The 25,801-nt window shown below is 68.1% G+C and carries 24 protein-coding genes and 1 riboswitch; of the genes, 16 read left to right on the top strand and 8 right to left on the bottom strand.

Annotation, left to right across the window (positions count from 1 at the left end; all coding sequences use genetic code 11):
• Positions 1-92 precede the first annotated feature (92 nt).
• The gene (locus ACWGCN_RS10440) at positions 93-572 is read left to right on the top strand and encodes a MarR family winged helix-turn-helix transcriptional regulator (RefSeq protein ID WP_378994944.1); all 480 of its coding nucleotides are present in this window, start codon (positions 93-95) and stop codon (positions 570-572) included.
• A 44-nt stretch (positions 573-616) separates the two neighbouring features.
• On the opposite strand, the gene ACWGCN_RS10435 is transcribed toward ACWGCN_RS10440, so the two are convergent.
• Both ACWGCN_RS10435 and ACWGCN_RS10430 read right to left on the bottom strand, forming a co-directional pair.
• On the bottom strand, positions 617-1,384 hold the full coding sequence (locus ACWGCN_RS10435; protein WP_452460423.1) for a helix-turn-helix domain-containing protein: 768 nt from the start codon (positions 1,382-1,384) through the stop codon (positions 617-619).
• A gap of 264 nt (positions 1,385-1,648) precedes the next feature.
• Positions 1,649-1,864 carry a hypothetical protein gene (locus ACWGCN_RS10430; protein WP_379317884.1) on the bottom strand — a complete coding sequence of 72 codons (216 nt, stop codon included), beginning with the start codon at positions 1,862-1,864 and terminating at the stop codon, positions 1,649-1,651.
• 184 nt (positions 1,865-2,048) lie between these two features.
• Positions 2,049-2,254: riboswitch (cobalamin riboswitch) on the top strand.
• A gap of 29 nt (positions 2,255-2,283) precedes the next feature.
• On the opposite strand from ACWGCN_RS10430, the gene ACWGCN_RS10425 reads away from it, so the two are divergent.
• The 8 genes from ACWGCN_RS10425 (at position 2,284) to ACWGCN_RS10390 (ending at position 10,849) form a co-directional block, all read left to right on the top strand.
• Positions 2,284-3,321, top strand: a complete 1,038-nt coding sequence (locus tag ACWGCN_RS10425) for an ABC transporter substrate-binding protein (RefSeq protein WP_452459730.1) — start codon at positions 2,284-2,286, stop codon at positions 3,319-3,321.
• Positions 3,318-4,316 (top strand): FecCD family ABC transporter permease, encoded by a 999-nt coding sequence (locus ACWGCN_RS10420; protein WP_378994952.1) that lies wholly within the window; start codon positions 3,318-3,320, stop codon positions 4,314-4,316. Before ACWGCN_RS10425 ends, ACWGCN_RS10420 begins: the two co-directional genes overlap by 4 nt.
• Complete coding sequence (locus ACWGCN_RS10415) at positions 4,313-5,380, top strand: FecCD family ABC transporter permease (RefSeq protein ID WP_452459731.1); 1,068 nt, start codon at positions 4,313-4,315, stop codon at positions 5,378-5,380. Before ACWGCN_RS10420 ends, ACWGCN_RS10415 begins: the two co-directional genes overlap by 4 nt.
• On the top strand, positions 5,377-6,165 hold the full coding sequence (locus ACWGCN_RS10410) for an ABC transporter ATP-binding protein (RefSeq protein WP_452459732.1): 789 nt from the start codon (positions 5,377-5,379) through the stop codon (positions 6,163-6,165). The genes ACWGCN_RS10415 and ACWGCN_RS10410 overlap by 4 nt, the downstream gene beginning before the upstream one ends.
• The gene (locus ACWGCN_RS10405; RefSeq protein ID WP_452459733.1) at positions 6,162-6,797 is read left to right on the top strand and encodes a (2Fe-2S) ferredoxin domain-containing protein; all 636 of its coding nucleotides are present in this window, start codon (positions 6,162-6,164) and stop codon (positions 6,795-6,797) included. The genes ACWGCN_RS10410 and ACWGCN_RS10405 overlap by 4 nt, the downstream gene beginning before the upstream one ends.
• Before the next feature lie 58 nt (positions 6,798-6,855).
• Complete coding sequence (locus ACWGCN_RS10400; RefSeq protein WP_452459734.1) at positions 6,856-7,449, top strand: hypothetical protein; 594 nt, start codon at positions 6,856-6,858, stop codon at positions 7,447-7,449.
• Between the two features lie 210 nt (positions 7,450-7,659).
• Entirely contained in the window at positions 7,660-8,880 is a 1,221-nt protein-coding gene (locus ACWGCN_RS10395) for a serine hydrolase domain-containing protein (protein ID WP_452459735.1), read from the top strand.
• A gap of 160 nt (positions 8,881-9,040) precedes the next feature.
• Positions 9,041-10,849, top strand: coding sequence for an exonuclease domain-containing protein (locus ACWGCN_RS10390; RefSeq protein ID WP_452459736.1), 1,809 nt, complete (start codon positions 9,041-9,043; stop codon positions 10,847-10,849).
• 123 nt (positions 10,850-10,972) lie between these two features.
• On the opposite strand, the gene ACWGCN_RS10385 is transcribed toward ACWGCN_RS10390, so the two are convergent.
• From ACWGCN_RS10385 to cysD, 5 genes are read right to left on the bottom strand one after another with little or no spacing between them, the layout of a single operon-like run.
• Positions 10,973-12,106 (bottom strand): sulfotransferase family protein, encoded by a 1,134-nt coding sequence (locus ACWGCN_RS10385; protein WP_378994968.1) that lies wholly within the window; start codon positions 12,104-12,106, stop codon positions 10,973-10,975.
• 13 nt (positions 12,107-12,119) lie between these two features.
• A complete protein-coding gene (locus tag ACWGCN_RS10380; protein WP_387445090.1) occupies positions 12,120-12,905 on the bottom strand; it encodes an SDR family oxidoreductase in 786 nt (261 codons plus the stop codon).
• Complete coding sequence (locus ACWGCN_RS10375) at positions 12,902-14,119, bottom strand: hypothetical protein (protein WP_378994972.1); 1,218 nt, start codon at positions 14,117-14,119, stop codon at positions 12,902-12,904. Before ACWGCN_RS10375 ends, ACWGCN_RS10380 begins: the two co-directional genes overlap by 4 nt.
• Positions 14,116-15,990: an adenylyl-sulfate kinase gene (gene cysC, locus ACWGCN_RS10370; RefSeq protein ID WP_452459737.1), complete on the bottom strand. Its 1,875-nt coding sequence runs from the start codon at positions 15,988-15,990 to the stop codon at positions 14,116-14,118. Before cysC ends, ACWGCN_RS10375 begins: the two co-directional genes overlap by 4 nt.
• A complete protein-coding gene (gene cysD / locus ACWGCN_RS10365) occupies positions 15,990-16,883 on the bottom strand; it encodes a sulfate adenylyltransferase subunit CysD (protein ID WP_452459738.1) in 894 nt (297 codons plus the stop codon). Before cysD ends, cysC begins: the two co-directional genes overlap by 1 nt.
• An 87-nt stretch (positions 16,884-16,970) precedes the next feature.
• On the opposite strand from cysD, the gene ACWGCN_RS10360 reads away from it, so the two are divergent.
• The 6 genes from ACWGCN_RS10360 to ACWGCN_RS10335 all read left to right on the top strand — a co-directional run bounded on the left by ACWGCN_RS10360 (position 16,971) and on the right by ACWGCN_RS10335 (position 23,884).
• Positions 16,971-17,900, top strand: coding sequence for an IclR family transcriptional regulator (locus ACWGCN_RS10360; protein ID WP_452459739.1), 930 nt, complete (start codon positions 16,971-16,973; stop codon positions 17,898-17,900).
• Between the two features lie 153 nt (positions 17,901-18,053).
• Positions 18,054-19,463 (top strand): hypothetical protein, encoded by a 1,410-nt coding sequence (locus ACWGCN_RS10355; RefSeq protein ID WP_452459740.1) that lies wholly within the window; start codon positions 18,054-18,056, stop codon positions 19,461-19,463.
• 42 nt (positions 19,464-19,505) lie between these two features.
• The gene (locus ACWGCN_RS10350) at positions 19,506-20,171 is read left to right on the top strand and encodes a GntR family transcriptional regulator (RefSeq protein WP_387445086.1); all 666 of its coding nucleotides are present in this window, start codon (positions 19,506-19,508) and stop codon (positions 20,169-20,171) included.
• A 57-nt stretch (positions 20,172-20,228) separates the two neighbouring features.
• The gene (locus tag ACWGCN_RS10345) at positions 20,229-21,614 is read left to right on the top strand and encodes an allophanate hydrolase (RefSeq protein ID WP_452459741.1); all 1,386 of its coding nucleotides are present in this window, start codon (positions 20,229-20,231) and stop codon (positions 21,612-21,614) included.
• On the top strand, positions 21,611-22,294 hold the full coding sequence (locus ACWGCN_RS10340; protein WP_452459742.1) for a cysteine hydrolase family protein: 684 nt from the start codon (positions 21,611-21,613) through the stop codon (positions 22,292-22,294). Before ACWGCN_RS10345 ends, ACWGCN_RS10340 begins: the two co-directional genes overlap by 4 nt.
• A 15-nt stretch (positions 22,295-22,309) precedes the next feature.
• Complete coding sequence (locus ACWGCN_RS10335; protein ID WP_387445083.1) at positions 22,310-23,884, top strand: regulator; 1,575 nt, start codon at positions 22,310-22,312, stop codon at positions 23,882-23,884.
• A 25-nt stretch (positions 23,885-23,909) separates the two neighbouring features.
• Here the strand turns inward: ACWGCN_RS10335 and ACWGCN_RS10330 are convergent, their stop codons facing one another.
• Positions 23,910-24,758: an SDR family oxidoreductase gene (locus tag ACWGCN_RS10330; RefSeq protein ID WP_452459743.1), complete on the bottom strand. Its 849-nt coding sequence runs from the start codon at positions 24,756-24,758 to the stop codon at positions 23,910-23,912.
• Between the two features lie 109 nt (positions 24,759-24,867).
• On the opposite strand from ACWGCN_RS10330, the gene ACWGCN_RS10325 reads away from it, so the two are divergent.
• Positions 24,868-25,749, top strand: coding sequence for a DUF5995 family protein (locus ACWGCN_RS10325; RefSeq protein ID WP_387445081.1), 882 nt, complete (start codon positions 24,868-24,870; stop codon positions 25,747-25,749).
• Positions 25,750-25,801: the final 52 nt, after the last annotated feature.

Raw genomic sequence — 25,801 nt, 5'->3', positions numbered from 1 at the left:
TTGCTGTGCGGAATAATGCTTACGCATAGTTTTACTCGTAGGTATTCCTCATGTCAACTATCCGCATGGCAAATATCAGCTATGCTGGCGTTATGTCCGTGCGCGAGCTGTTCGACGACCCCCGCTTCACCATCTCCGGCCTGCTCTTCGAGGCGCACAACGGCCTCATCGCCAAACTCGAGCCGACCTGGAAAGCGCACGGCCTGTCGGGTCTCGACCTCAATGCCCTCCTGCGACTGAGTCGCTCCCCGGGCCGCCGCCTGCGGATGTCGGACCTGGCCACGCAAACCGAGCTCTCGACCAGTGGGGTCACCCGGCTGGTCGACCGGCTGGCCACCGCGGGTCTGGTCGAACGCCAACTCGACCCGGCTGATCGGCGCAGCGCCTACGCGGCCTTGACCGATGCGGGCATCCGCCGCCTCGAAGAGGTCCTTCCGGACTATCTCGCTGCCCTCGAGCAATGGCTCACCGGTCAGCTGACCCCGACTCAACTCGACGGCTTGATCACCGGCTTGCGCGTGATCCGCGATGCCACCAACCCAGCCGCCACCGCCCTGTCCGACCGGTCCTGAGCGTGGTTAATCGCGGTGATCTGGATTGCTGACCGGGGTAACCATCAAGGTGCTGACGTGGTTTCGAGGTCGAATCGGAGCCCTGAGCGCAGGGCTGCCGTGGCGGACATCCCGAACATGCGATGAAAGGTCTCGCTGAAATGCGAGGGTGTGGCGAATCCCGCGTCCGTCGCGGATCGGGTCAGGTCGTGGCCGGCGGCGACAGCTCTCATCGCGTGGATGACGCGGGCCCACTGTTGATAGCGGCGGAACGTGGTCCCGTACTGCTGGACGAACAACCGGAGAAAGTGCGATGTCGACAGACCGAGGGTCGCGGCGATCGGTTCGGCCCGAAACGCGTGATCCGGATGCCGACGGATCGCGGCCGCCACGCGTTCGATGCGCGGATCGATGTCGGCCGGGGGACCGCCGACTGCGATCGCCAGGATTCGGCCGGGGTCCGCATCAGGTAGCCGGCATTGTTCGACCAGTTCGCGCTCGCGCAGGTGGGCGAATCCGTACGGCCCCTCGGTGGTCGTCATCTGGCCTGCGATGGCCGAAGCGGGCGACCACAGGAGCAGGATCCATTTGCCGAGCGTATTCACCCGGTGCACCGCCCGGGCAGGGCTGTACGCGCTGCGAGTGAGTATTTCGCCGTGGGTGGCGGTCTCGAGGGCGAACGGCCCGTCGAGCCCGACGCTGAGCACCGCGACAGAGGTGGAATGTAGGTCGACACCGAGTTCGGGTCCGATGTACCCGGCATAACCCGGCCTGATCCAGGCCATCGGTGAGCGGGTCGGACCACACGATTTCACAGGCGCACCGTCGGTCACCCTTGCCAGAGTATCGGTGCGCCGACCGGAACCGCGACGGCTGATTCTTCCAGGGCTCGAAAGCCGGATGGGCGCTGGTGACAAGCAGGCGGGTCGGCTTCAGGGGAGTGAATGGTACCGGAAATACGGTGCCGACCCGCCTGCAGTCCATTCGTCACCGGCGTCGGCACGGATGGGGTTCGCGAGCTGGACAGCGAAGTCCTGCAGCGCAACTCGCACAGACGAGCACCGCGGACCCGGGGAGCACCGGGTCCGCGGTGAGGCTCAGGGCAGGGGAACCCAGGTGCCGAAGAACCAGAAGCCGTGCTGCGGCGCGTCGTTGTGATGCTCCGGCTGTTGCTGCGGCCGGTGCTCCTGACCCTGCCCGGGCCGCTGCTGGTCGTGCCCACCCGGATCCGCGCTCGCCACGCCCGCCGTGGCACCCAGCACCCCGAGGGCGAGAGTGCCCGCCACCGCGGTCTTGGCCACTGTCGACTTCATTCTCATGAGCGTTCCTCCTGATCTTCGATCTCACCGCCGAGATCGTCGGCCGGCCGAAGTGCTCGGCCGATAGCTGAATCTTCGCGGCGCAACCGTCGAGCCCGGTGGGACCCGGCTGGGAGTCGGCTGTGTATCGGATCCGGCGACCGCGCGCGAGCACCCCGCCGCGGCGCCGCCCCCTCGATGCAGTCGACGTTGCTACAGTTCACCAGCCGTGGTGTTCGGGAAACCGGTGTAGAACCGGTGCGGCCCTCGCCACTGTGATCGGGAGTTGTGAATCGATCCGGACGACATCTGTCATCCGGAGCCACTGGGGCTCTGCCCTGGGAAGGTGGATTCACCGCGCACTATCCCGTCAGCCAGGAGACCGGCCACGGCTACGCAGTACCCCATTCCACGAGGACCTGGAAGGCCGTCTCTTGACCCGCTCTGTTTTCGCGCGCCTACGTTCCGGCGCGTTGCTCGCCTGCACGATCGTTGTCACCGGCTGTGGTGTGCAACCCCTCTCCGACGCGGACGGCGCAGCTGCTGTCACCCGCGTGAACTGTGGGATCGACGTCGCCGTCGACGGCCCACCGCAGCGGATCTACGCGGCGTATCAGCCGTCGATCGAGATCGCGCACGCGCTCGGTGTCACCGATCGGCTGGTGGGGACGGCATTCCTGGACTCCGCCGTGCTTCCGGAGTACGTCGGCGCGCAGGCACGCTCGCCATACGTCGAGAAGCTGCCCAATCGCGACGAACTGCTCGCCCAGCGACCCGACTTCGTCATGTCGGGTTTCAACGGGGTGTTCGCGTCCTCGGCGCAGAACAGCGTCGGCACCAGGGCGAGCCTGCACGAGTTGGGTGTGCGCACCTGGGTGCTGAGTCCGCTGTGCCCGAGTGCCGACGGGCTCGCCGATGAGGCGATCGACCCCGATACCGTCCGCTTCGACAATGTGTACGCCGACCTGCGCGACCTCGGTGCCCTGTGGGGCACCTCCGAGCGCGCCGAAGAAGTTGTCACGCAGCTGAGTTCACGCATCGACGCAGTCCGCGCCAAGGTCGGTAACGCCGGGAAGCCGCGGGTCGCGGTCGTCACCCCCAAAGACGACGGCTCCTACACCGTGGCAGGCGGCATCGATTTCATCACCCAGATCATCGAGGCCGCCGGTGGCGTGAATGCCTTCGCCGATCTCACCGCGAAACGCAACGTGCCAGTCGGCGCGGAAGAGCTCATCGCCCGTGACCCCGACATCATCCTGACCAGCCTGTGCTGCAAGGCGACCTACACGCGCGCCGACGGTCAGCCCCAGGTCGACAAGATCGTCGGAAACCCGGCATTCGCGAATCTGGCGGCCGTGCGGAACGCGACTGTGCACCCGTTCCTGTTCGCCGACCGGGCGGCAGGGGTGCGGATCGCGCACTCGACCGAACTGGTCGCCACCCTGATCCATCCCGAGCTGTTCCGGCGGTGACGCGCACCGCTCGCGGCGCCGGTCCGATCGTGGCCGGCGCCGCGCTGGTGGCTGTCTGCGTCGCGTCCATCCTGATCGGCTCGCACCCGCTCACCCTCGACCAGGCCGTGGTCGCGTTCACCGATTTCCAGGGGACCGACACCGACCGGGTCGTGCGCTACATCAGGCTGCCCAGAACTGTCGCGGGACTCCTCGCCGGTGTCGCGTTGGCGCTGGCGGGCGCAGTGATGCAGGGGCTCACCCGCAACCCGCTGGCCGGGCCCGGCCTGCTCGGCGTCAACGCCGGTGCGTCCCTGGCGATCGTGATCGCGATGGGTGCGTTCGGCCTCACGGCGACGGGCGGATTCATCTGGTTCGGCTTCCTCGGTGCCGCGGTCGCCGCGGCGTTCGTCTACACGCTGGGATCGTTGGGGTTCGGTGGCGCGACACCGGTGAAACTGGCGCTCGCGGGCGCTGCTTGCACCGCGTTGTGTGGGTCGATCACCACGGCGATCACCCTGCTGGACCGCACTCTGTTCGACAACTTCCGTTTCTGGGTGGTCGGCTCGCTGGCTCGCGCCGACATCGAATCCGTGTGGCAGACAGCACCGTTCATCGCTGTCGGGCTGTTGCTGGCGGTAGTGGTGGCCCGGCCGCTGAACGCTGTCGCCATCGGTGACGACATGGCGCGCACGCTCGGCACGCGGCTGGTCGCGACGCGCGCGACCGGCGCGTTGAGCGTGGTGCTGCTCGCGGGCTCGGCGGTGGCCATCGCCGGACCGATCGCCTTCATCGGTCTGGTGATCCCGCACATCGCCCGATTCTTCGCCGGACACGACTACCGGTGGATCCTGCTGTGGTGCGCGCTGCTGGGCCCGACGCTGCTGTTGGTGGCCGACATCCTCGGACGGATGCTGGCGCGGCCACAGGAAATCCAGGTCGGCATCATCACCGCCTTCGCGGGCTCGCCGTTCTTTCTCTATCTCGTGCGCAATCGAAAGGTGGCCACACTGTGACGGGCACCGAGCGCGGCGTACTGCCCAGCGGGACGCTGCTGCTGCGAACACCGGACCGGCGCATCGTCTTTCGCGTCGGGACACGGTCCACGATCGTCACCGTGCTGGTGACGGTGGCCGCGCTGGCGGTGGCGGCGTGGTCACTCACGATCGGCTACTACCCGCTCACGGTCGCTGACGTGGTGCGGGTCCTCGGTGGCGGTGGCACGCTCATCGAGTACGACGTGGTGGTGACCGATCGGTTGCCGCGCGTGCTCACCGGGCTGTGTGTCGGCGCGGCCTTCGCGATCTCGGGGGCGATCCTGCAACGAATCGCGACCAACCCGCTGGTGAGTCCCGAGATCATCGGGATCAACGCGGGCGCCTCGCTCGGCGCGCTGGTGGTGAGTGTGTTGCTCGGTGGCGCCGGGCTGGGGCTGGTCGGCGGCGCGATGATCGGTGCCGGGGTGGCCATGGCGCTGATCGTGGCCGTGGCCACCAAGGACGGACTCGACGGCTATCGACTCGTGCTCGTCGGTATCGGCGTCACAGCGATGCTGTCCTCGGCTATCGCGTTCATCTTGACCATCGCCGACAACTACCAGGCGCACACGGCCGCCATGTGGCTCACCGGCAGCTTGGCCAACCGCGAGTGGACCCACGTCGGGTTCGCCGCGGCGGCGCTGGTGGTGGTCGTGCCGCCGCTGATCGTTCTCGCTCGCTCGTTGCCGCTGCTGGAAATGGGCGACGAACTGGCGAATTCGCTGGCCGGGCGGCGCGGCCCACACCGCATCACGCTCATCGTCGTCGCAGCCGCCGCCGCGACCCTGGCGACGGCCGCGGCCGGGCCGATCAGTTTTGTCGCCCTGGTGGCGCCGCAGATCGCGCGACGGCTGCTGGCCGAACGCGGTGCGGGCCTGGCGCCCGCGGCTGCCACCGGGGCATTGCTGGTGGTCGCCGCCGACCTGGCCGCCCGGCGGCTGTTCCCGGCGGAACTGCCTGTCGGGGTGGTGACCGCCATCCTCGGCGCTCCCGTTCTCGTCTACCTCCTCGCCCGTGCAACCCGGATCGGACATGCTGGATGACCGCACACCTGACCACCGAGAGACTCACCCTCGGCTACGGCGACACCGCGATCGTCACCGACGCCACCATCGACTTCCCGACCGGTGCGATCACTGTCATCGTCGGCCGCAACGGCTGCGGAAAATCGACCCTGCTGCGGGGACTGGCCCGGCTGATCGCGCCCACGGCGGGCGCGGTTCTGCTCGACGGCGCCGATATCGCACCGCAGCCCGCGCGCACCGTCGCCCGTCGGCTCGGCATGTTGCCGCAACAGCCCGTTGCCCCCGACAGCATCACCGTGGGCGAACTCGTCGGCCGTGGCCGTCATCCGCACCAACGCTGGTTTCGTCAGTGGTCGGCGCAGGACGACGAGGCCGTGCGCAAAGCGCTGGTGGCCACCGACACTCTCGCGTTGATCGACCGATCGGTGGATCAACTCTCGGGCGGTCAGAAGCAACGGGTGTGGATCGCGCTCGCGCTGGCGCAGGAACCCGAGGTCATGCTGCTCGACGAACCGACGACCTTTCTCGACCTGGCGCACCAACTCGACGTGCTCGACGTCCTGCGAAATCTGTTGCCGCGCACGATCATCGTCGTCCTGCACGACCTCAACCTCGCCGCCCGCTACGCCGACCATCTCGTCGCCGTGCAGGACGGCCGGGTGGTCGCTCAGGGTTCACCCGCCGAGGTCGTGCGCCCCGAGCTGGTGTCGGAAGTCTTCGGCATCGACTGCACGGTGATCGAGGACCCGATGACGGGCACACCGCTGGTGATTCCGGCCCCGCGAACGGTGCGCACCGCATGACGCGCCGGTATGTCCTCATCGCCCGGCCGACTCCGTCGGGCGTCGACCTGCCGTCCGTCCGAGCTCTGGCCGAGGACTGCGGGGTCGGTTACGCGCTACTCGACCAGGAAGAGCCGACCATCCACACCGCCCTGGATACCGCCGCCCGCGACCGATCGCCGGTCACATTGATCCCGCTCGCCGTGCCACGTGACCGCTACCTCGAGACCTGGATCGCGCGAGCGGTGGCGAACTGGAAGGAAACGCGCGGGAGCGAACTCGACGTGCGAATCACCGACGGCATCGACACCGCCGCCGGATTCGCCGATGTGGTGCGTGCCAGGATGTCCGAGGACGGCGCACCGGTGACGGCGAGCCCGCGGGCCTTCCGCAGCCCGGCCTGGTCCGAAATCCCCGACCACACCTCGCACATCCTGGTCTGCCGAGGCCCCCGCTGCACCGTGTACGGCGCGGGCGAGCTGCACCGGACTCTGCGCCGCGACCACCCCGGCGCCCTGATCACGCCGACCGGCTGCCTCAACCCGTGCAATCTGGGCCCGCTCTACATCACCTACCCGGACGGTGAATGGCATACCGACGGCATCCGCGGGGGTGACTCCGTCGGCGCTGCGCACGATAGCCTGACGGAATGATCGAGGACGAACCGACCACGATCCACCCCGACCGGGCTGCGCGGCAGCGGGCCGTCGCATGCTGATCGAGAAGCAGCGCTGGGCCGGGATCCGCAGCGGGGCGGTGACGGTGCTGTTTCGCCGGTGGCGTCACCGGCAGGCCACCGAGGGCAAGGTCTACCGCACCGGCGCGGGGCGCATCGCCGTCGACCAGCTGTCGACGGTCACCGCCGATCAGATCAGCATCGAGGACGCGCGCGCCGCCGGATACGACGCACCCGCCGAGGTGATCGCCGATCTCCGCGGCGGCTCGCAGGACCCGATCTATCTGCTCCGGATCCGCTGTCTCACTGACGAAGACCCGCGCGACGCGCTGGCCGCCGACGACCGGATCGACGATGCCGCGGCCTTGGTCGCCCGCCTCGCCCGCATGGACCGCACCGATGCCGAGGGCCCGTGGACCCACGACACGCTCCGAATCATCCAGCGCCGCCCCGCGACCCGGGCCCCTGACCTGGCCGAGGAACTCGGGCGTGACCCGCACCGCTTCAAACTCAACGTACGCAAGCTGAAGAACCTCGGCCTGACCATCAGCCTGGGCACCGGCTATCGAATCTCACCCCGCGGCGTGGCCTTACTCGCGGCCCTGGATTCGGCGCAGACCGGCGATTGAACCTCGGCGCCGCCTTGCCTATCAGGCGGGCGGCGCCTGCGGTCGACGCCGAGGTCGGGGCCCGAGATACCCGGCATGACCCGGCCGGATCCAGACCACCGGCTACCGTGCCGGACCACACGATTTCGAAAGCGCCCTATCGGTCACACCTGCCACGGTATCGGTGCGCCGCTTCGAACCACAGCGGCCGACCACGAGAGGACAGAAATCGTGAAGATCCCACTGGCAATGCTGGTAGGCGTCGCCGTCCTGACCGTCAGCGCATGCGCGATGCGGCCGGCGGCCGGCGAAACAGACACTGCGCAACCAGGTTCCGGACTCGATCCGGCTGCGCTGCAATCCGCGCTCGATGCGGTCCGCGACGCGGGAATGACCGGTGTGTACATGGAGGTACGTGACGGCGACCGGGTGTGGAGTGGCACGGCGGGGGTCGCCGACGTCACCTCCGGCGAAGCCATCGGCCCCGACATGGTCCACCGAGTAGGCAGCATCACCAAGACGTTCATCGCGGTCGCGATCATGCAGCAGGTCGAGCAGGGGCGGATCGGGCTCGACACACCGATCGGTGACTACCTGCCGCACTTGGTCCCTGGTGAGCGTGGCGCGCAGATCACGGTTCGGATGCTGCTCAACAACACCAGCGGTCTGGCCGAGCACCTGCCGTACTCCTTTCCTTCCCTCGCAGCCTTTTTCGGCGGGACGCAGCTGTCATCGGAGAGCTTGGACAAGCATCAGTTCACCCAGTTCGACCCGGTCGAGTTGATCGGAATGGGCGTCAGCGCGCCGCCCGCCACCCGGGCGCCCGGAGCGACCCCCGGCGTGTACTCCAACACTAACTACTTCCTGCTGGGCGAACTGCTGGAGCAGGTGACCGGAACTGCGTTCGAGACCTATGTCGCCGAGAAGGTGATCGGACGCGCCGGGCTCGAGCACACCGCGTTTCCGGACGGGCCGACCCTGACGGTTGCGCACCCGCGAATGTACGAGCGGCTGTTCGGAATGATCGATCCGCCGCGCGACTACAGCGTCTACAACATGTCGTGGGCGATGCCCGGCGCCGGACTCGTCTCGACCATGGCGGACCTGAATCGCTTCTACCGCATGCTGTTCGGTGGGCACATCGTCAGCCGCGAGTCGTTGGCGCAGATGCAGCGTACGGTGCCCGTCATCGCACTCGACGGTACGCGGATCGAGTACGGTCTCGGCCTGCACCGGGTGCGGACTCCCGGTGGACAGACATTCTGGGGCCACGACGGCAGTGTCTTCGGTGCCCAAGCGCTGTCTCTGACCAGCGCCGACGGCACCCGCCAGATGTCGGTCGCGACAAACCTCGTGCGGTGGAACGAGATCGGCCCCGACGGAAAGCCGAAGCCACACCCCATCGACGACGCCCTCGCCACCCTCTACCGAACCGCGATGGGCGGCGAGTGATCCTTCGGCGGCGCTATGTGCCCCCGGCCCGTCACCCCAGTCGTCGGCCCGGATCGGGTGCCCCGACTCGGTGCCGAAGTCTCGCACCGCAACTCGCGCGTCACTGAGCGTCGAGTGCAACGTTCCGGGCTCGGCGAACGATGCGATGCTCATGCAGGGGATGACGCAGGTCGATGAGCAGCAGCAAACAGCCGGGTTCGGTGCGTTCACCGTGGTGGATGTCGAGACCTCCGGGCTACGGCCGCACCAGCACCGGGTGCTGTCCGTCGCGGCGGTGACGCTGGACGGCACCGGCCGGGTGACGCGAGAGTTCCACAGCCTGATCGATCCGGGTTGTGATCCGGGTCCCGTGCACATTCACGGGCTCACTGCCGAGGTGCTGCAGGGCTCGCCCGAGTTCGGTCAGGTGCGCGACCAACTGACGGCCATGCTGGACGGCCGGGTGATGGTGGCGCACAACGCGCTGTTCGACTATGGGTTCCTGCTGCAGGAGTTCGCCCGGGCCGGGGGAGCTCTGCCGGTGCAGCGCCGACTGTGCACGTTGGCACTCGCCCGCCGCATCGCGCTGCCGACACCCGACTACAGGTTGGGCACGCTGGCGACGTATTACGGTGTGCCGCAACAGAAGGCGCACGATGCGCTCGACGACACCCGTGTTCTCGCGAATGTTCTTCGAGCGTTGGTCGCCGACGCGGCCCATCTCGGTATCGCACCCCCTTTGCTCGACTGCGCACCTGATTCGGCCAGGCCGACGCAGTCCAGGTGGCCGGTCGAACGTCGCGGCCCGAAGCAGCCGTGTGACTTCGCCTATCCAGGGAAGCTGGCGGTGGCCGGCCCCCTGCGCCAGGGGATGAAGGTAGCGCTGACCGGTGAGACCCGGATCGAACGGGAAGAGCTCGTCGCCCGTGCCGAGGCTGCGGGGCTCGACGTTACGAGCACGGTGAGCAACCGAACCAGTGTGTTGGTCACCAACAATGCCCATGCGGAAACGGGCAAGGCGCGCAAGGCGTTCGAGTTCGGAACGCCGGTGATCGATGAGGCTCGGTTCGTAGCACTGCTCGAGTCGGTAGAACCGGGGCACCGGAAAGGAGCGGCGGTACCTGCGGCTGCGGCGCCACGTCGGTCGACGGCACCCGCACGGGCGATATCGGGTCCGCTGGCCGGTCGGCGGATATTGGTGCTGGGCGGAACCCACGGCGAGGCTGCGGCGGCGCGCTCGCGGATCGTCGAGCTCGGTGGTTCGGCCGCGGTCAATCTCTCCGCGACGGTGACAGATCTGCTCCTTCTCGCAGGTGGGGAATCCGACCGGCGCGCGCGAAAGGCCGACGAACTCGCACTGGCGGTCCACGGACCAGACCTGCTCGAGCAGGGTGCGATCGCGCCCGCGGCAATCCCTGCGGCATCGACCGCACCTGGTCGTGCCGAAATCCGGCCCGCGGAGCCGACGGTGTTGTCGCGAGGTCAGGTGATCGACGTGCCGATCGCCGAGGGCGGCAATACGTGGACTCTGCGGGCAACGTGGAGCCAGCTCAGTGCGCCGACCGTGGATCTCGTCGCGTTCCTGCTCGGCAGCGATGAGCGAGTCGACGACTCCGACGACTTCGTTTTCTACAATCAGCCAGAATCGCAGGGCGCCAAGCTTTCCGAGGACGGGCCGAACGAGCAGTCGATCACCCTGGTCCTCGATGACCTGCCCGAGCACTGCACTCGCATCGTCCTCGCCGCTTCGCTCGACGGTGCGGGTCTCACCTTCGGCGACGTCGGCGCCATCGAGTTGGAGTTCGCCGCAGGCACGGAATCGAGCACCGCGATACGTTCCACGCTCGATGCTGCAACCGTGGAATGCACCCTGCTGCTCGCCGAGCTGTATCTGCGCGGTGAAGATTGGCGGCTGCGCGCGGTCGGCCAGGGGTACGAGACCGATCTCGCCGAATTGGCCAGGCGGTACGGGGTCGACGTCGACGAATGAAGCCGCACGAGGTGGCGGCCGGTCGGGGTCGATGCCGGCCTCGCTGACAAGCACGACATCGCAGCGCTCGCCGGCATCCGGTCGGGGATGCCCGGCGAGCGTCGGTAGCCTGACCGTTCGAGATCAGCTACCGAAACTTTCGGCGACCATGTTCTCGGTGAGGCCGTAGTCGGCGAGGGAATAGTGGTGGGTGGGTTTGCGGGCGCCGGTGCGGCTTTCGTTGTCGAGGGCGGTGATGGCGGTTCGAGCTTCGGGCGTGAGGGCGGCACCGGTACGGGCGTACACACGGTCGACGACGCCAAGGGGGTCGGTGCGGAGATCGTCGAAGTCGATGTCGATGAAGGTGGCTTCGGGGTGTCGGGTGCGGGCGGCGGTGAATTCGTGGAGGCCGCGCGACCACAGGTCGAGCTGGGTGCGGCCGATGGTTTCGCCGGTGAAGGTGGTTGACCAGCCTCGGGTGGCGTGTTCGTTGAGGCTGCAGACCGAGGGGATGATGGTGGCGGGGTCGCGGTGGGTCTGGATGACGATGGCGTCGGGGTAGGTCGCCAGGAGGGCATCGAGGCAGAAGAGATGGCTGGGATTCTTGAGGACCCAGCGGCGGGTGTCGTTCATGCCGATCAGCTGCAGGTTGCGGCGGTGGCGGGCGTAGGCGGGCGTCCAGTCCTGGCCGGACAGCCATTGCGAGTAGCCCGGCACGTAGGCGAGGCATTCGTAGGAATGCGACATGCCCGACTGGCGCAGTAGCTGCCAGCATTCCTCCACGTCGGAGGCGCTCATGTAGTGCAGGCCCATGAACTCGGGGTTCTGCACCTGATGCTGTCGCAAGCCCGCGTCGATCTGCTGGTAGGCGGGATTGTCGCCCCAGGTCTCGCGCGGTGGTCGCGGCTGCGGGAAGTCGGTCAGCCACATCTCCAGCCCCTGGTTGGCCGGATCGGCGGCCAGCAGCCGGTGCAGCGCGGTGGTGCCGGTGCGAGGGAGACCCGTGACGAAAATCGGCCGCGTGACCGGGGTGTCGACATAGCCGGGATTCGCCGCCCACGCCGCTTCGCTCAGCGCGCGGGCGACCAGCGTGCCGCGCAGGAAGAAGCGCGACATCTTGGAGCCGAGCTCGGTGAGCCCGGCCTCGTCGCGATACGAGTCGAGCAGAACCTGCAACGCCTCGGTGTAGTCGTCGGCCCCGAAATCGGTGAGACCGGTGAGTTTGGTGGCTGAGGCGTGCAGGTCGGCCACGGTGCCGACATCGGTGCGCACAGTCATCTTCTACAAGCTCCTAGTTGTGGTATTCGCCGCAGTTGACGTCGAGGGTCTGACCGGTGATCGCCGACGACCAGTCGGAGGCGAGAAACACCACGGCACGGGCGATCTCGTCGGGTTCGGGCAACCGCTTCAGATCGGATTTCGACGCGGTCTGCTCGTAGACCTGCTCGACGGTGATGCCGTACTTCTCGGCGACCTGACCGAAATACCACTTCAGCTGATCGGTCCAGATGTAGCCGGGCAGTACGCTGTTGACCCGCACGCCCTTGTCGCCGAGTTCGGTGGCCAGGGTCTGCGACATGGCCAGCAGCGCGGCCTTGGTGAGTTTGTAGCTGCCGTAGCGCGGCTCCGAGTGGCGCACCACCATCGAATTGATCATCACCACAGCGCCTTTGGCCTCGGCGAGCGCGGGCGCGAACGCCTGCGTCATCCGCAAGCCGCCGAGCACCGTCATATCCAGGCTCGACCGGATGTGGTCGAAATCGGTGCGGTCGAGGGGCTTCATCGACGGCACCGAGAACGCGTTGTTCACGAGCGCGTCGACCCGGCCGAAGGTGTCGACCGTGCGCGCCACGAGATTCTGGACCGCCGCATCGTCGGTGATGTCGGTGGGCACGCTCAGCGTGGCGCCCCCCGCGGCCTCGATTTCGGCGGCTACCTCGAGCAGTCGGGATTCGGTGCGCGCCGCGAGCACGACCGTCGCCCCCGCCGCGGCCGCCTCCAGACAGATCGACCGGCCCAGACCCGGTCCCACCCCGGAAACGACGACGACCTTGCCGTCCAACAGTGCCCCGCTCATCCCAGCATCCTTTCGGCGAAAGCCCGCTGCCGGGCCGAGATCCGGTCGCGCCAGCCGGCGGCATCGATCCGGTTGTGTTCGAAATACGGAAGGTGTTGTGCGACTGCGTCGATCGGTACGACCTCGACCGTCGGCCCGTCGGCCTCGGTCATCGGCCGATCGGTGCGCTGCCACCGGAACTGCAGGATTCCGCGCGTGCGGCCGGTGGTCTCGATCCAATTCGCGATGCCCGGATCCTGCTTGCTCACCACCATCCGGATCAGACCGTCCGAATCCACCTGGGCCTGAGTGTGATTGAGGCTGGTCTGGTGGTTGACGTAGTCCAGGGAGATGTACCAGAGACTGCCCAGCTGGAATCCCTGATACGGCGCATCGGATTTCGGGACGGTGATCACCAGCGCCTGATCGTCGGCGAGATCGAAATGCCCCACCGAGGAGTACTGGGTGCTCAGTCCACCGGGCGTCAGCCGGGGCGCGGTGAGGGTGTTCACCGGCAGATCGAGGTAGAACCACTTCGGGAAGTTGAACCAGGTGTGCACGCGGGTGAGCAGCATCTTCGCCGCCGCGCCGTACCGTTTGCGCAGACGGGCCAGATCCGGTTCGACCGGTGCGGTGCCGATGGTGTCGACCCGCTCGATCCGGATCGAGCCCTTGCGCTCGGTCCAGTCGCTGTAGACCTCGCGCACGGCCAGCATGGACGCGCCTTCCCCGAGTGGGAAGTAGTCCGGCCCGGCGTCGGCCTTCGGCGGTCCGAAGCGCAGCGAGAAGCTGCCGTCGGCGGCGATCGGAATGCGCCGGTCGTCGAAGGCGTCGGCGCCACCGGGGACGTCGGTCGCGGTGTAGTCGCCTTTGAGTACCTGGAAACTCAGATCGACGGTGCTGCCGCGCACCCCGCTCACGAGGTACTCGGCGGTCGGCTCGATGGTCGCGTGGTAGTAGAGGGTGTCCGGGTTGTCCAGGCCCATCTTGGCGTACGGGCCGGTCGAGGACACGAAATAGGGATGCGAAGTGCCGTGGGCGCCCGAAAGGCGCAGGCAGGCAGCGACGCTGGCGGCGAGATAGTCGTAGCCCTCGGCGAGGTCCTGATCGCTGCGGACGAATTCCGCCCCGGCGATGAGTGTTTCGGCCTGGGCCACCGCGGCGAGGAACGGCGCGGTGAGTGGTTCCGGTGGCGCGCTGCTACCGGATTCGGTGGCGGTACTGGAGTGGGTCAACGGTCTGTGATTCCTAGCTCTCGGAGGATGTGGGCGGCGATCTCGGCAGGTGAGCCGAGCTCGGGAGTGATGACCAGGTCAGCATGGTCGGGTCGTTCGTAGGGGGAGCCGATTCCGGTGAAGCCGGGCAGTTCGCCCGCACGGGCCTTCGCGTAGAGGCCCTTGGAGTCGCGGCGCTCGCATTCCGCGAGCGGGGTGTCGACGAAGACTTCGTGGAACGGCAGTTCGCGGTCGGAGTGGACGGTCCGTGCAGCGGTGCGCTGTGCGGCGAACGGGCTGATCACCGACACGATCGCTACTGCACCCGAATCGGCGAACAGCGCGGCGACTTCGGCGACCCGGCGGACGTTCTCGTCCCGGTCGGCGGGGGAGAAGCCGAGGCCGGCGTTGAGACCGTGCCGCAGATTGTCACCGTCGAGCAGGTAGGCGGGCCGGCCTGCCGCGACCAACAGTCGCTCGAGCTCGACCGCCAGGGTGGACTTCCCCGACCCGGACAGGCCGGTCAACCACACCGTCGCGCCCGCATGGCCGCGCTCGGCGCGACTGACTGCCGACCGATGCCAGACCACGGCCGGGGCCGAGCGTTCGGTGCCGACGTTCGCGGAATCGGCCCCGGATTCGCGGCCGGTCACCATTCCCGCGGCGACCGTTTGATCGGTCACCGGATCGATCAGGATGAAGCTGCCCGTGCGCCGATTCTCCCGATACGGGTCCGACAGCAGCGGACGACGGCTGCGCAACCGGATGCGCGCGATGTCGTTGAGCGACAACGTGGTGATGTCCTCGACCCGGTGCAGGGTGTTCACATCGAGTCGGTAGTCGATGGCCGTGACCTCGGCGGACGAGGTCTGCGCCGCGGTACGCACCAAGTACTGGGCACCCTCGCGCAACTGAGCACTCTCGGAGAACCAGCACACCATCGCGTCCAGGTCGGTGCCGATGTGTGGACGGTTACCCGGCCGGGCGAGCAGGTCCCCGCGCCCGACATCGATGTCGTCGTCCAGCGTCAGCGAGACCGCCATGCCGGTGAACGCCTCGTCGACCTTCGTGCCGCCCGGGCCCCAGATCTCCTTGACGTGGGAGGACCGCCCGCCGGGCAGCACCACCACTTCGTCGCCGGGTTTGAAGATGCCGCCCGCGATGGTACCCGCGTAGCTGCGGTGGTCGAGTCCTTCCTGCGCCCGGATGACGTACTGGATCGGCAGCCGGGCATCGATGAGGTTGCGGTCCGAGGCGATGTGCACGTCCTCGAGGTGGCGCAGCAACGGCGGTCCCGGATACCAGTCCATGTGCTCCGAGCCGTCGACCACGTTGTCGCCGAGCAGCGCCGACACCGGCACGAAGCTCAGATCGCCCACCGTCAACTTGGCGGCGAACGCGGCGAACTCGGTGCGGATCTCCTCGAAACGCTCCTGCGACCAGTCGACCAGGTCCATCTTGTTCACGCACACCACCAGGTGCGGCACGCCGAGCAGCGTCGCGAGGAACGCGTGTCTGCGGGTCTGTTCGGAAACGCCGGTGCGGGCGTCGACCAGGATCAGCGCGAGGTCCGCGGTGGACGCGCCGGTCACCATGTTGCGGGTGTACTGCACGTGCCCGGGGGTATCGGCGATGACGAACTTACGGCGTGGTGTCGTCACGTAGCGATAGGCGACGTCGATGGTGATGCCCTGCTCGCGTTCGGCGCGCAGGCCATCGGTGACCAGCGCGAGATCGGCCGCCGCGCTGCCGCGTTCGGTGCTGACTCGTTCGATGGCGGCGAGTTGATCGTCGAACAGGGACTTGGAGTCGTAGAGCAGCCGACCGATGAGGGTGGATTTGCCGTCGTCGACGCTGCCCGCGGTCGCCAGTCGTAACAGGTTGCGACGCATCAGAAATAGCCCTCTCGCTTGCGGTCTTCCATGCCGGTCTCGGAGATCCGGTCGTCGGCACGGGTGGCGCCGCGTTCGGTGAGTCGGGTGGCGGCGGTCTCGGCGATCACCTTCGCCGCGGTGTCGGCGCTGCTCTCGACGCAACCGGTACAGGTGGCGTCGCCGACCGTGCGGAATCGGACGGTCGCCTCGAACGTGCGCTCACCGGCCTTCGGTGTGATGAATCGGCCGGCCGACAACAGCATGCCGTCGCGTTCGATGACCTGACGCCGGTGCGCGTAGTACAGCGACGGCAGCTCGACGGCCTCGCGGTCGATGTACTCCCAGATGTCGAGCTCGGTCCAGTTCGACAGCGGGAACACCCGGATGTGCTCGCCGGGCTGATGGCGGCCGTTGTAGAGGTTCCACACCTCGGGTCGCTGTGCTCGCGGGTCCCATTCGCCGAAGCTGTTGCGGAAGCTGAACACTCGCTCCTTGGCGCGCGCCTTCTCCTCGTCACGGCGTGCGCCGCCGAATGCCGCGTCGAATCGGTGCTCACCGATCGCGCGCAGCAACGTGGTGGTCTGCAGCGGGTTGCGGGTGCCGCCGGGGCGTTCCACCGCGCGACCCGCGTCGATGTCGTCCTGGACCCGGGCGATCTCGAGGCGCGCGCCGGTGCGGTCGCGGAACTCGATCACCTCGTCGAAGTTGTGGCCGGTGTCCACGTGCAGCAGCGGAAACGGCAGCGGCGCGGGCCAGAACGCGCGTCGCGCCAGGTGCAGCAGCACGGCGGAATCCTTGCCGCCGGAAAAAAGCAGGGCCGGTCGCGCGAGTGTGGCCGCGACCTCCCGGAAGATGTGCACCGACTCGGCCTCCAAGGCCGCCAGATGCGATAACTCGTACCCCGCCTGCACTGTTCACCCACTTCGTTCGCGCGGTTCGCCGGGGAACTTTCCCCGACGGGTTGCGATGTCGAATATTCGACGCTATTGTTCGGTATTGTGACACCGACGATAAGCCGGGCCGAGCGCGCCGGTCAAGAGGTGACCCCGGATTCGATGGGTGATGCCGAGATTCCTGGCGCCGCGTCGCCGCCGACACAGCGCGTGGTGAAGGTGCTCGAGCTGCTGTCACGACATGCCACCGACCGTTTGTCGTTGGCTCGGATAGTGCGCGAAGCGGGGCTCTCGCGCGCCACCGCGCATGCCGTACTCACCCAGCTCACCGCCGATGGCTGGACCGTGCGCGACGACGACGGCTGCTACGGCATCGGGCTGCGGCTGCTGACCGTCGCCCGGCGTGCCGAAGCGGCGTTTCCGCTGCGTCGTACCGCGGTGCCGCACCTGCGAGACCTGTCCGAGAAGGTGGGTGTACCGGTGTTCCTCGCCGAGCGCGCCGGGGACAGCATTGTGGTCACCGAGGTCGTCGGGCATCCCTCGGCCGGTTGGATCCGTCCGGGCAGGCGCCTGCCGCTCGCGCCCCCCGTCTGCCGCGAATTCATCGCCTGGGCGCCCGAACCCGTCCAGCAGGCCTGGCTGGCCACCGCCGACCCGGACCACCGCGACCGCCTCGCGCGCGTGCTCGCCGAGATCCGCACCCGCGGCTACTCGGTCGAACGGCTGGTCGACGATTCGACACCGATGCTGGAAGTGCTGGCGGGCCTGCGTGATTCACCGATCACGGCCGCACTGCGCGCCCAGCTCGGTTCCGTCATCACCGAACTGATCACCATCGATTACCTGCCCGACGAACTCGGCCCCGAGAACGCCGTCGTCACGCTGTCCGCCCCGATCCGCGACCGCGCCGGTGCGGTCGTCGCCGCGGTCGTGAGCTGCCCTGACAGTCGGTTGTCCGCCCTTGCCTTGAGTGAGCTCGGCGCGGCGACGGTGAACGCCGCCGATCGAATCACCTCCAGCGGCCTCGGGGACTGACTCCGCGTTCGGCTTCCAGTGGCACCCGGGCTGCCCGCGAACGCACCATTTCGAGTTCTCGGCGACGATGGTTCGCCATTACTCTGAGAGGGGATCTGACCGAACGCGACCCGCTCGATGGTCGTGGAGGCAGATGGCGAGGAAGGACGGGCCGTGGCAAACGACAGTGATCGGTGGTGGGAGGCGCCCGGAATGTCAGGCCCCACCCCTGACCCGGCCGCACAACCCCCCGCCGACCCCACCATCCTGCGCTCGCCCGGCAGCCCGGCCGAGCAGTCGACCCCCCGACCGCAAGACGGCCCGCAACCCACCGCCACCCCGCAGCCGGGAGCGAATCACCCTGGAAGCGGGCAGCATCCGATAGCGCCCCCCACCGTGTTCGGACAGCAATTCGCACCACCGGGGACGGGCGAACAGCCGTACGGGCAGCAACACGGGACCGGGCAGCAGTGGCAGCAGCCCGGAGTGGGACAGCCGGGGAGCGGGCAGCACCCGTTCGCGCCGCCGACAGTGGTCGGACAACCGTGGACCGGGCAGCAGGCCTACGGGCAGCAACCCGGGGCGGGCCACGATCCGTATGCGGCCCATCCGGGGAGCGGTCAGCAGGCCTACGGACAGCAACCCGGGGCGGGCCACGATCCGTATGCGGCCCAGCCGGGGAGCGGACAGCAGGCGTATGGGCAGCAACCCGGGGCGGGTCACAACCCGTATGCGGCGCAGTCCGGTGGCGGACAGTCTTATGCGTCTCAGCCCGGAATCGGTCAGCAGCCGTACGGGTCCCAGTTCGGACCGGGTCAGTTCGCCCAGCAGCCGCCGTATGGCTATGCGCCACAGCAGTATTCGCCTCCACCGCGGCGCAATGGCGGTTCGGGCGCGATCATCGCGGCGATCGCGGTGGTCGTCGTGCTGGTGATCGGGGTCGCCGTCGCCGTCGGGTTCGCTGCCAGCTCCTCGGACGAGTCCACCACCTCGGCGAGCACGTCCACCACCACGACGAAATCAGGACCACTGTCGGGCACCAGTACCGCACCGCTCGCGCCGGGCTCGAAGGGCGTGCTCATCGCCTCCTATCACGTCGCCTACGACGTGCCGTCGGCGTGGACCCTCCACTCCGAGAGCGACACCATGTCGTTCTCCAATGCGACGGGCGCGATCGACGGTCGCGGTCAGGCGACCGAGGGCGCCAACTATTGCCCCGGCTCGGTGTATCGCGCCATGGCGGCGGTGACCTCGACCACCGAGACCGATGTGGCGGCCGCGGCGAGGAGTGTCGCGAAAATAGCCGCGGCAGGGGGATATTCGGACCCGACCGGCGGAAGGATCAGCGCGCCGACGTCGTTGAAGACCCAGAGCGGAATCAGCGGCCAATTCGTCGAGACCTCGGGCCCGTGGACCCCGCAGATCCCGGGCTGCACCGCGAATGCCTACTCCGTCTACACCTTCGGCTTTCGCAACGCCGCGAATACAACCCTCGTCCTGACCATCCTCGTCGACCGCGGCACCACCGGCGAACTCACCGCCGAACAGGCCAAGAAGATGATCGACAGCCTGCGCCTGGTCTAGCAGCGTCGGCACCACCCCGGTCGCTGTTCGTAGACTCGACTCATGACGGCAGCCGCATCGAATTCGACCGATCTCCCGGCGAGTCTGGTGGAGATGACCGCTGAGCACGTGCGCGCGCAGGTTCTCAGCGGCGCGTTGGCGCCGGGGGAGCGAGTAGGCGAGGAAGCCCTGTGCGCGCGGCTCGGGATCAGTCGGGCGCCGGTGCGGGAGGCGCTGCGGCGCCTGGCGGAGCAGGGCCTCGTCGAGCATCTGCCGCGGCGTGGGTATCGGGTCGTGGTGTGGTCGGCGCGCGACATCGTCGAGTTGTTCGAGGTGCGGCGAGCGCTGGAACAGCACGCGGTGACCGTCGCCCTGCCGAGCGCGGACCTGCGGCTGGGGCGGGTGCGCGCGGCGCTCGCGGAACTGACCGCGGCGGACCGGCGCAAGGACTGGGTCGCCCGCGACGACGCCCACCGCCGCTTCCACGCCGAAATCGTCGCGCTGGCGGGCAATCGGCAACTGGACCTCGTGTACGAGCAGATCCTGGTGAAGCTACAGCTCGCGATGGCGCGCAATCTCCGTGAGGAAACCGAGGTGGGCGCCCGTCGCGAAGGTGTGCGCCGACATGAGGAACTGCTCGCCGCGCTGGAGACCAACGACCCGCTGCGGGCGGAGACCGCGCTCCGCAGGCACGGCGAGCAAACATACCTGAAACTCGGTATCTGCTAACACATCCGATACAGACCGAGCCTTCCGTCGTCACACTTTCTGTCGACAATCGACAACATGACAGGCTCTACGGTCACGGAAATCCTCGCCCACCACCAGGGCGGCAACGGCTCCCCGACCAGAACCGCGGCGCGAGTGGCCGACGCGATCGCCGCGCGCGGCGACGACGGCACCTGGATCACCCCGGTACCCCGTGACGAATTGCTCGCTGCCGCAGCGGCTGTCGAACGCATTCCCGGCGCACGCACGCTGCCGCTGTACGGCGTTCCCTTCGGGGTGAAGGACAGTATCGACGTCGCCGGCTATCCGACAACGCTGGCCTGCCCCGACTACGCCTACCTCGCCACCCGCACCGCACCCGCCGTGCAGCGCCTGCTCGACGCGGGCGCGCTGTTCGTCGGCAAAACCAATCTCGACCAGTTCGCCACCGGCCTCAACGGCACCCGAACCCCGTACCCGGTGCCGCGCAGCGTCTTCGGCGGCGATCTGATCTCCGGTGGTTCCAGTTCTGGATCGGCGCTCGCGGTGGCACTCGGCCAGGTGCCGTTCTGTGTGGCCACCGATACGGCGGGTTCGGGCCGCGTGCCCGCCGCACTCAACGGCATCGTCGGCTGGAAGCCGTCGCGCGGCCTGATCAGCACCGTCGGGCTGGTGCCCGCGTGTAAGTCGCTGGACTGCCTCACCCTCATGGCGACCACTGTCGAGGACCTGGACCTGGTCGCCGAGGTGATCATGGCGGTCGATCACGACGATCCGTGGACCCGCGCCAGGGGAGGGCGATTCCCCGGTGGCCCGATCCGGCTCGGTCTACCGGCGCCGCAGGAGCTCGAGTTCTTCGGCGACGACGCCATGCGCGCGGCACACCTCGGTGCGCGAGACAGGTTGCCGGGTATGGGGTTCAGCTGTGTCGACACGACACTCGCGCCGTTCCTCGCCGCGGGCACGCTGCTCTACCAAGGTCCGTGGGTCGCGGAACGTCTGGTCGAATTCGAGGAGTTCCTGACCGATCGGCCCGACTCGATCCTGCCCGTGATCCGGGAAATCCTCGACAGCGGACGCCGATTCAGCGCCGTGGACGTGTTCCGCGCACAGCAGCGGTTGCAGGAACTGCGCGCCGAGGTCGCCCGGATATGGGACGAGGTCGACGCGGTAGTGGTGCCGACCATCGGCACCACTTTCACTGTCCCCGAGGTGCTGGCCGACCCCATCGCGACCAACACCGTGCTCGGCCACTACACCCATTTCGGCAATCTCCTCGACCTGACCGCGATCGCGGTTCCGGCCGGCACCACCCGCGACGGCAGGCCGGTCTCGCTCATGGTGTTCGGCCCGGCACTCGCCGACGACCTCGTTCTCGCCGCCGCCGCACGGCTGCTGGACGAACCGCGCACCACCGCACTGCCCCACCACCTCGGCCCGGTACCCCTCCAGGAGCGACGATGACCGAAATCCCCGCCACCCCGAGCCCGTTCACCTTCGATCCCACCACGACCGCGCTCGTCATCATCGACATGCAGCGAGACTTCCTGCTCCCCGGTGGCTTCGGCGAAAGCCTCGGCAACGACGTGACGCTGTTGCGCACCGTCATCGAACCCCTCTCCGGTGTGCTCGCCTCGGCCAGGGCCGCGGGGATCACGGTGATCCACACCCGCGAGGGCCACCTGCCGGACCTGTCCGATTGCCCACCGTCGAAACTTCGGCGCGGCAACCCCTCGCAGCGCATCGGTGATCCGGGGCGATTCGGGCGCATCCTGATCCGCGGTGAGTACGGCCACGACATCATCGACGAACTGGCGCCGCTCGACGGCGAGACCGTCATCGACAAGCCGGGCAAGGGCGCGTTCTACGCGACCGAACTGGCCTCTGTGCTGCAACAGCATTCGATCACCACCCTGCTCGTCGCCGGGGTCACCACCGAGGTCTGCGTCCACACGACCGTCCGCGAGGCCAATGACCGCGGCTACGAATGCCTCGTGGTCGAGGACTGCGTCGGCTCCTATTTCCCGGAATTCCAGCGCGTCGGACTGGCGATGATCGCGGCTCAGGGCGCGATCTTCGGCTGGGTTGCCGGCTCCGCGGATGTCATCGCCGCACTCGGCACCACCGCCCCCGTCACGGCCTAGCGAACAGGATCCACCATGTCCGTCGACACCTCGAAAACAACAGTCACACCGGAACAGCCTGCGCCACCGGCACTTCCGTGGTGGACCAGGGGAGACACGAACGCCTTCTTCGGGCTGGCGTTCAACATCCTGGTCAACGTCCTCACCCTGACCACACTCACCATCGCGGTGGTGAAGATTCCCAGCACCGATGTCCTCGGGACGGTGCTGCCCGCCCTCGGCGTCGCGCTCGTGCTGGGCAACCTGTACTACATGGTGCTGGCGCGGCGCCTGGCCCGCCGCGAAGGACGCGCCGACGTCACCGCACTGCCGTACGGGCCGAGTGTTCCGCACATGTTCATCGTCGTGTTCGTGGTGATGCTGCCGATCTACCTGGCCACCGGAGATCCCTTGCAGGCGTGGGCGGCCGGTCTGGCCTGGGCGTTCATGATCGGCGTGATCGTGATGATCGGCGCCTTCGTCGGCCCCTACATCCGCAAGGTCACTCCGCGTGCCGCGATGCTCGGCACCCTGGCCGGCATCTCGATCACCTTCATCGCCATGCGCCCCGCCGCGCAGATGTGGGAGGTGGCCTGGATCGGACTGCCGGTGCTGGCCATCATCCTGATCGGCTTCTTCACCGACATCAAGCTGCCGGGCAATATCCCGGTCGGACTGGTCGCGCTGCTGGCCGGCACGGCGATCGGCTGGATCGGCGGGTACATGTCGGCACCCGATGTCGCCCAGGCCGCGCACGACATCGCCCTCGGGCTGCCCGACCTGCGCTTGGGCCTGCTCTTCGACGGACTCGGCAACCTCGCTCCGCTGCTGGCCACCGCCATCCCGCTGGGCATCTACAACTTCACCGAAGCCATGAGCAACGTGGAAAGCGCCGCCGCCGCGGGCGACAACTACAACCTGCGCAGCGTGCTGCTGGCCGACGGTTTCGGCGCGGTGATCGGCGCGGGCTTCGGCTCACCCTTCCCGCCCGCCGTCTACATCGGTCACCCGGGATGGAAGGACGCGGGCGGGCGCACCGGCTACTCCCTCGCCAGCGGCCTGACCATCGGCATCATGTGCCTGCTGGGGCTTTTCGGCATCCTCGCGACCCTGCTGCCCATCCCGGCGATCGTCCCGATCCTGCTCTACATCGGCCTGCTGATCGGCGCGCAAGCATTCCAGGCGGTGCCGCGGATCCACGCGGTGGCGGTCGTGGCCGCGCTGCTGCCCAACCTGGCGGAGTGGGCCGTCACGCAGATCGACAACGCGCTGTCCGCGGCGGGGACGTCGGCGGCGAAGGTCGGCTCGGACGCGCTCGGTCAAGCGGGCGTGGTCTATGACGGGCTGAAGGTGTTCGGGTCCGGTGCGGTACTGGCCGGTCTCGTGCTCGGCGCAATCGTGACGTTCATCCTCGACAAACGTTTCCGTGCGGCGGGAGTGGCGGCGGTCATCGGCGCTGGATTGAGCTGGATCGGACTGATTCACGCACACGCGGTCGAATGGGCCGCCGCGCCCGGCGTGGCACTCGGTTACGTGTTCTTCGCGCTCGTCTGCCTGGCGTACTCGCTGTTGCCGGCGACAGAGCCCGCTGCTGAGGAGACCACGGGGTAAGCCGGTCGGCGCGACTCACCAGAGTTCAGGAGTTCTTCGGCACTGTCGCGAGGAAATCGCGGAAGTCGATGGCCGGGTGGCCCGTCAGGTGCGGGACCGCGTCGGTGACCTGCGCGAGGTCGCCCTGGGCGATCGCGGTGTAGGTGCTGACCCAGCCGTCGACCTCCCATTGCGGCGCGTTGTACTTCGCGCGGGAGGCGTAAGCCTCGTCGACGGTCTGCTCGACGTAGCGGAACCGTCGGCCGAGGACTTCGGTCATGTCGGCGGTGGCGGTGGTCAGGCTGAAAGCTCGCGGGCCGGTGAGGTCGAAGGTCGCGCCGTCGTGCGCGTCCGAACCGAGCACCGCCACAGCGCAATCCGCCACATCGGCGCGGGTGACCGCAGCGACTTCGCCGTCTCCGGCCGGACCTTCGATCACCCCGTCCCCGTCGGCGAAATGCGGGATGATGTCCTGGTACTGGTTGTCGCGCAGGAAAGTGAACGCGAGGCCGGAGGCGCGGATGGCCTGTTCGGTGTACCAGTGGTCACGGCCGAACGTGAACGTGGCATCGGGCGCGGCCCCGACGAACGACAGATACACGATCCGTTGCACGCCCACGTCTTTCGCGGCGTTCACCACCGCCGTCTGCTGAGCCGCGCGGTCGGCGCTCTCGGTGGCCGAGACGAAGAAGAAGGTCTGCACGCCGTCGAGCGCGGCCGCCACGGTGGTCGGATCGCCGAAGTCGATGGTGGCCGTGGTGGCACCGTCGATCGGCGCGATGTGCTCGACGTGGCGTCCCAGCAGTCGCAGGCGAGCGCCCGAGGGGGCGAGCAGACGGGCAACGCGGCCGCCGATTTGTCCGCTGGCCCCTGAAATCGCAATCGTCTCCGGCATCGGTCCAGGCTAGGGGCCCCTCGCGGCACGGTGGGCCGACACGCCCATCGGGTGCGACGACGCGCGCGTCGATGCGCGAATCGCGCCGAGAGATGGTGGAATCGGCGGCGTGCGCGTATCGAGTGCAATAGCCGCCTGTGTCGCCGTCGCGGCACTGATTCTGCCCGCAAACCCGGCCGCAGGCGCGGCCGGGGACACGGCCTGTGGGTCCACCCTGTCCCAAAACGACATCGACGAGATCGCGCGGTTGTCGGACACGTCGGCGATCTCCGGCGCCGACAGCCTGGGCCGGCTCGAGGACGCGGTGGCCCGCCATCATCGGATCACCGAGATTCTCGTCGAGCATCGCGACCTCCGCGGACTGTTCGCGATCGGGCTCGACGGCGTCGAATACGCCGCGGTGATGCCGATGCAGCGCGACCCGGCCGCGTTCGCGAACCGCGAGTACGCGCACGCGATCAGCTCGGAACTGCTGCGCCGATTTCTCGACAATCTGCATGCCGAATTCACCGGTGGCATCGCGGAACCACACTGGGCACACTATTTCGCACTCGCCCGCGACTGCGGGGCGTCGCGCGCCCGCACCGCTATGGCCGGCTACAACGCACACCTCACCGTCGACCTGACCTACTCGGTGGCAGCCGTGGGCAGCAGGCCGGAGAACGCGCCGGACTACTTCAAGATCGTGGCCGGCATCGCCTCGGTCGGCGACGTGATCATCGACCGCACCAAAGCGGCCTACGGCGCCGACCTCGGCCCGCTGTGGCGGTTCTATTTCGTCGGTGAGGGATTGGACCAGCTGTTCGGCGCGGGCGTCGCCACCGAACAGATGCTCATCGCCGCGGACCTCGGCGCGAACACGGTGATCTTCACCAACGGCCTCGCCCTGCAAGACCCCGCTCTCGCGCCCGCCATCCGCACCGAGATCACGGCGTTGTGGCAGGCCGCCGATCTGGCTTTCGAAGCACTGGCCCGGATCAACGCACTCTGAACAAGTCTGCGAAGCCAATTCGAGACGGCCCCGGCTTCGCGGTGGGTAACCG

The organism is Nocardia sp. NPDC055050 (genome assembly GCF_053608345.1).
Note: the sequence above shows the minus strand (reverse complement) of the source record. Positions and strands in the feature narration are given on the sequence as shown.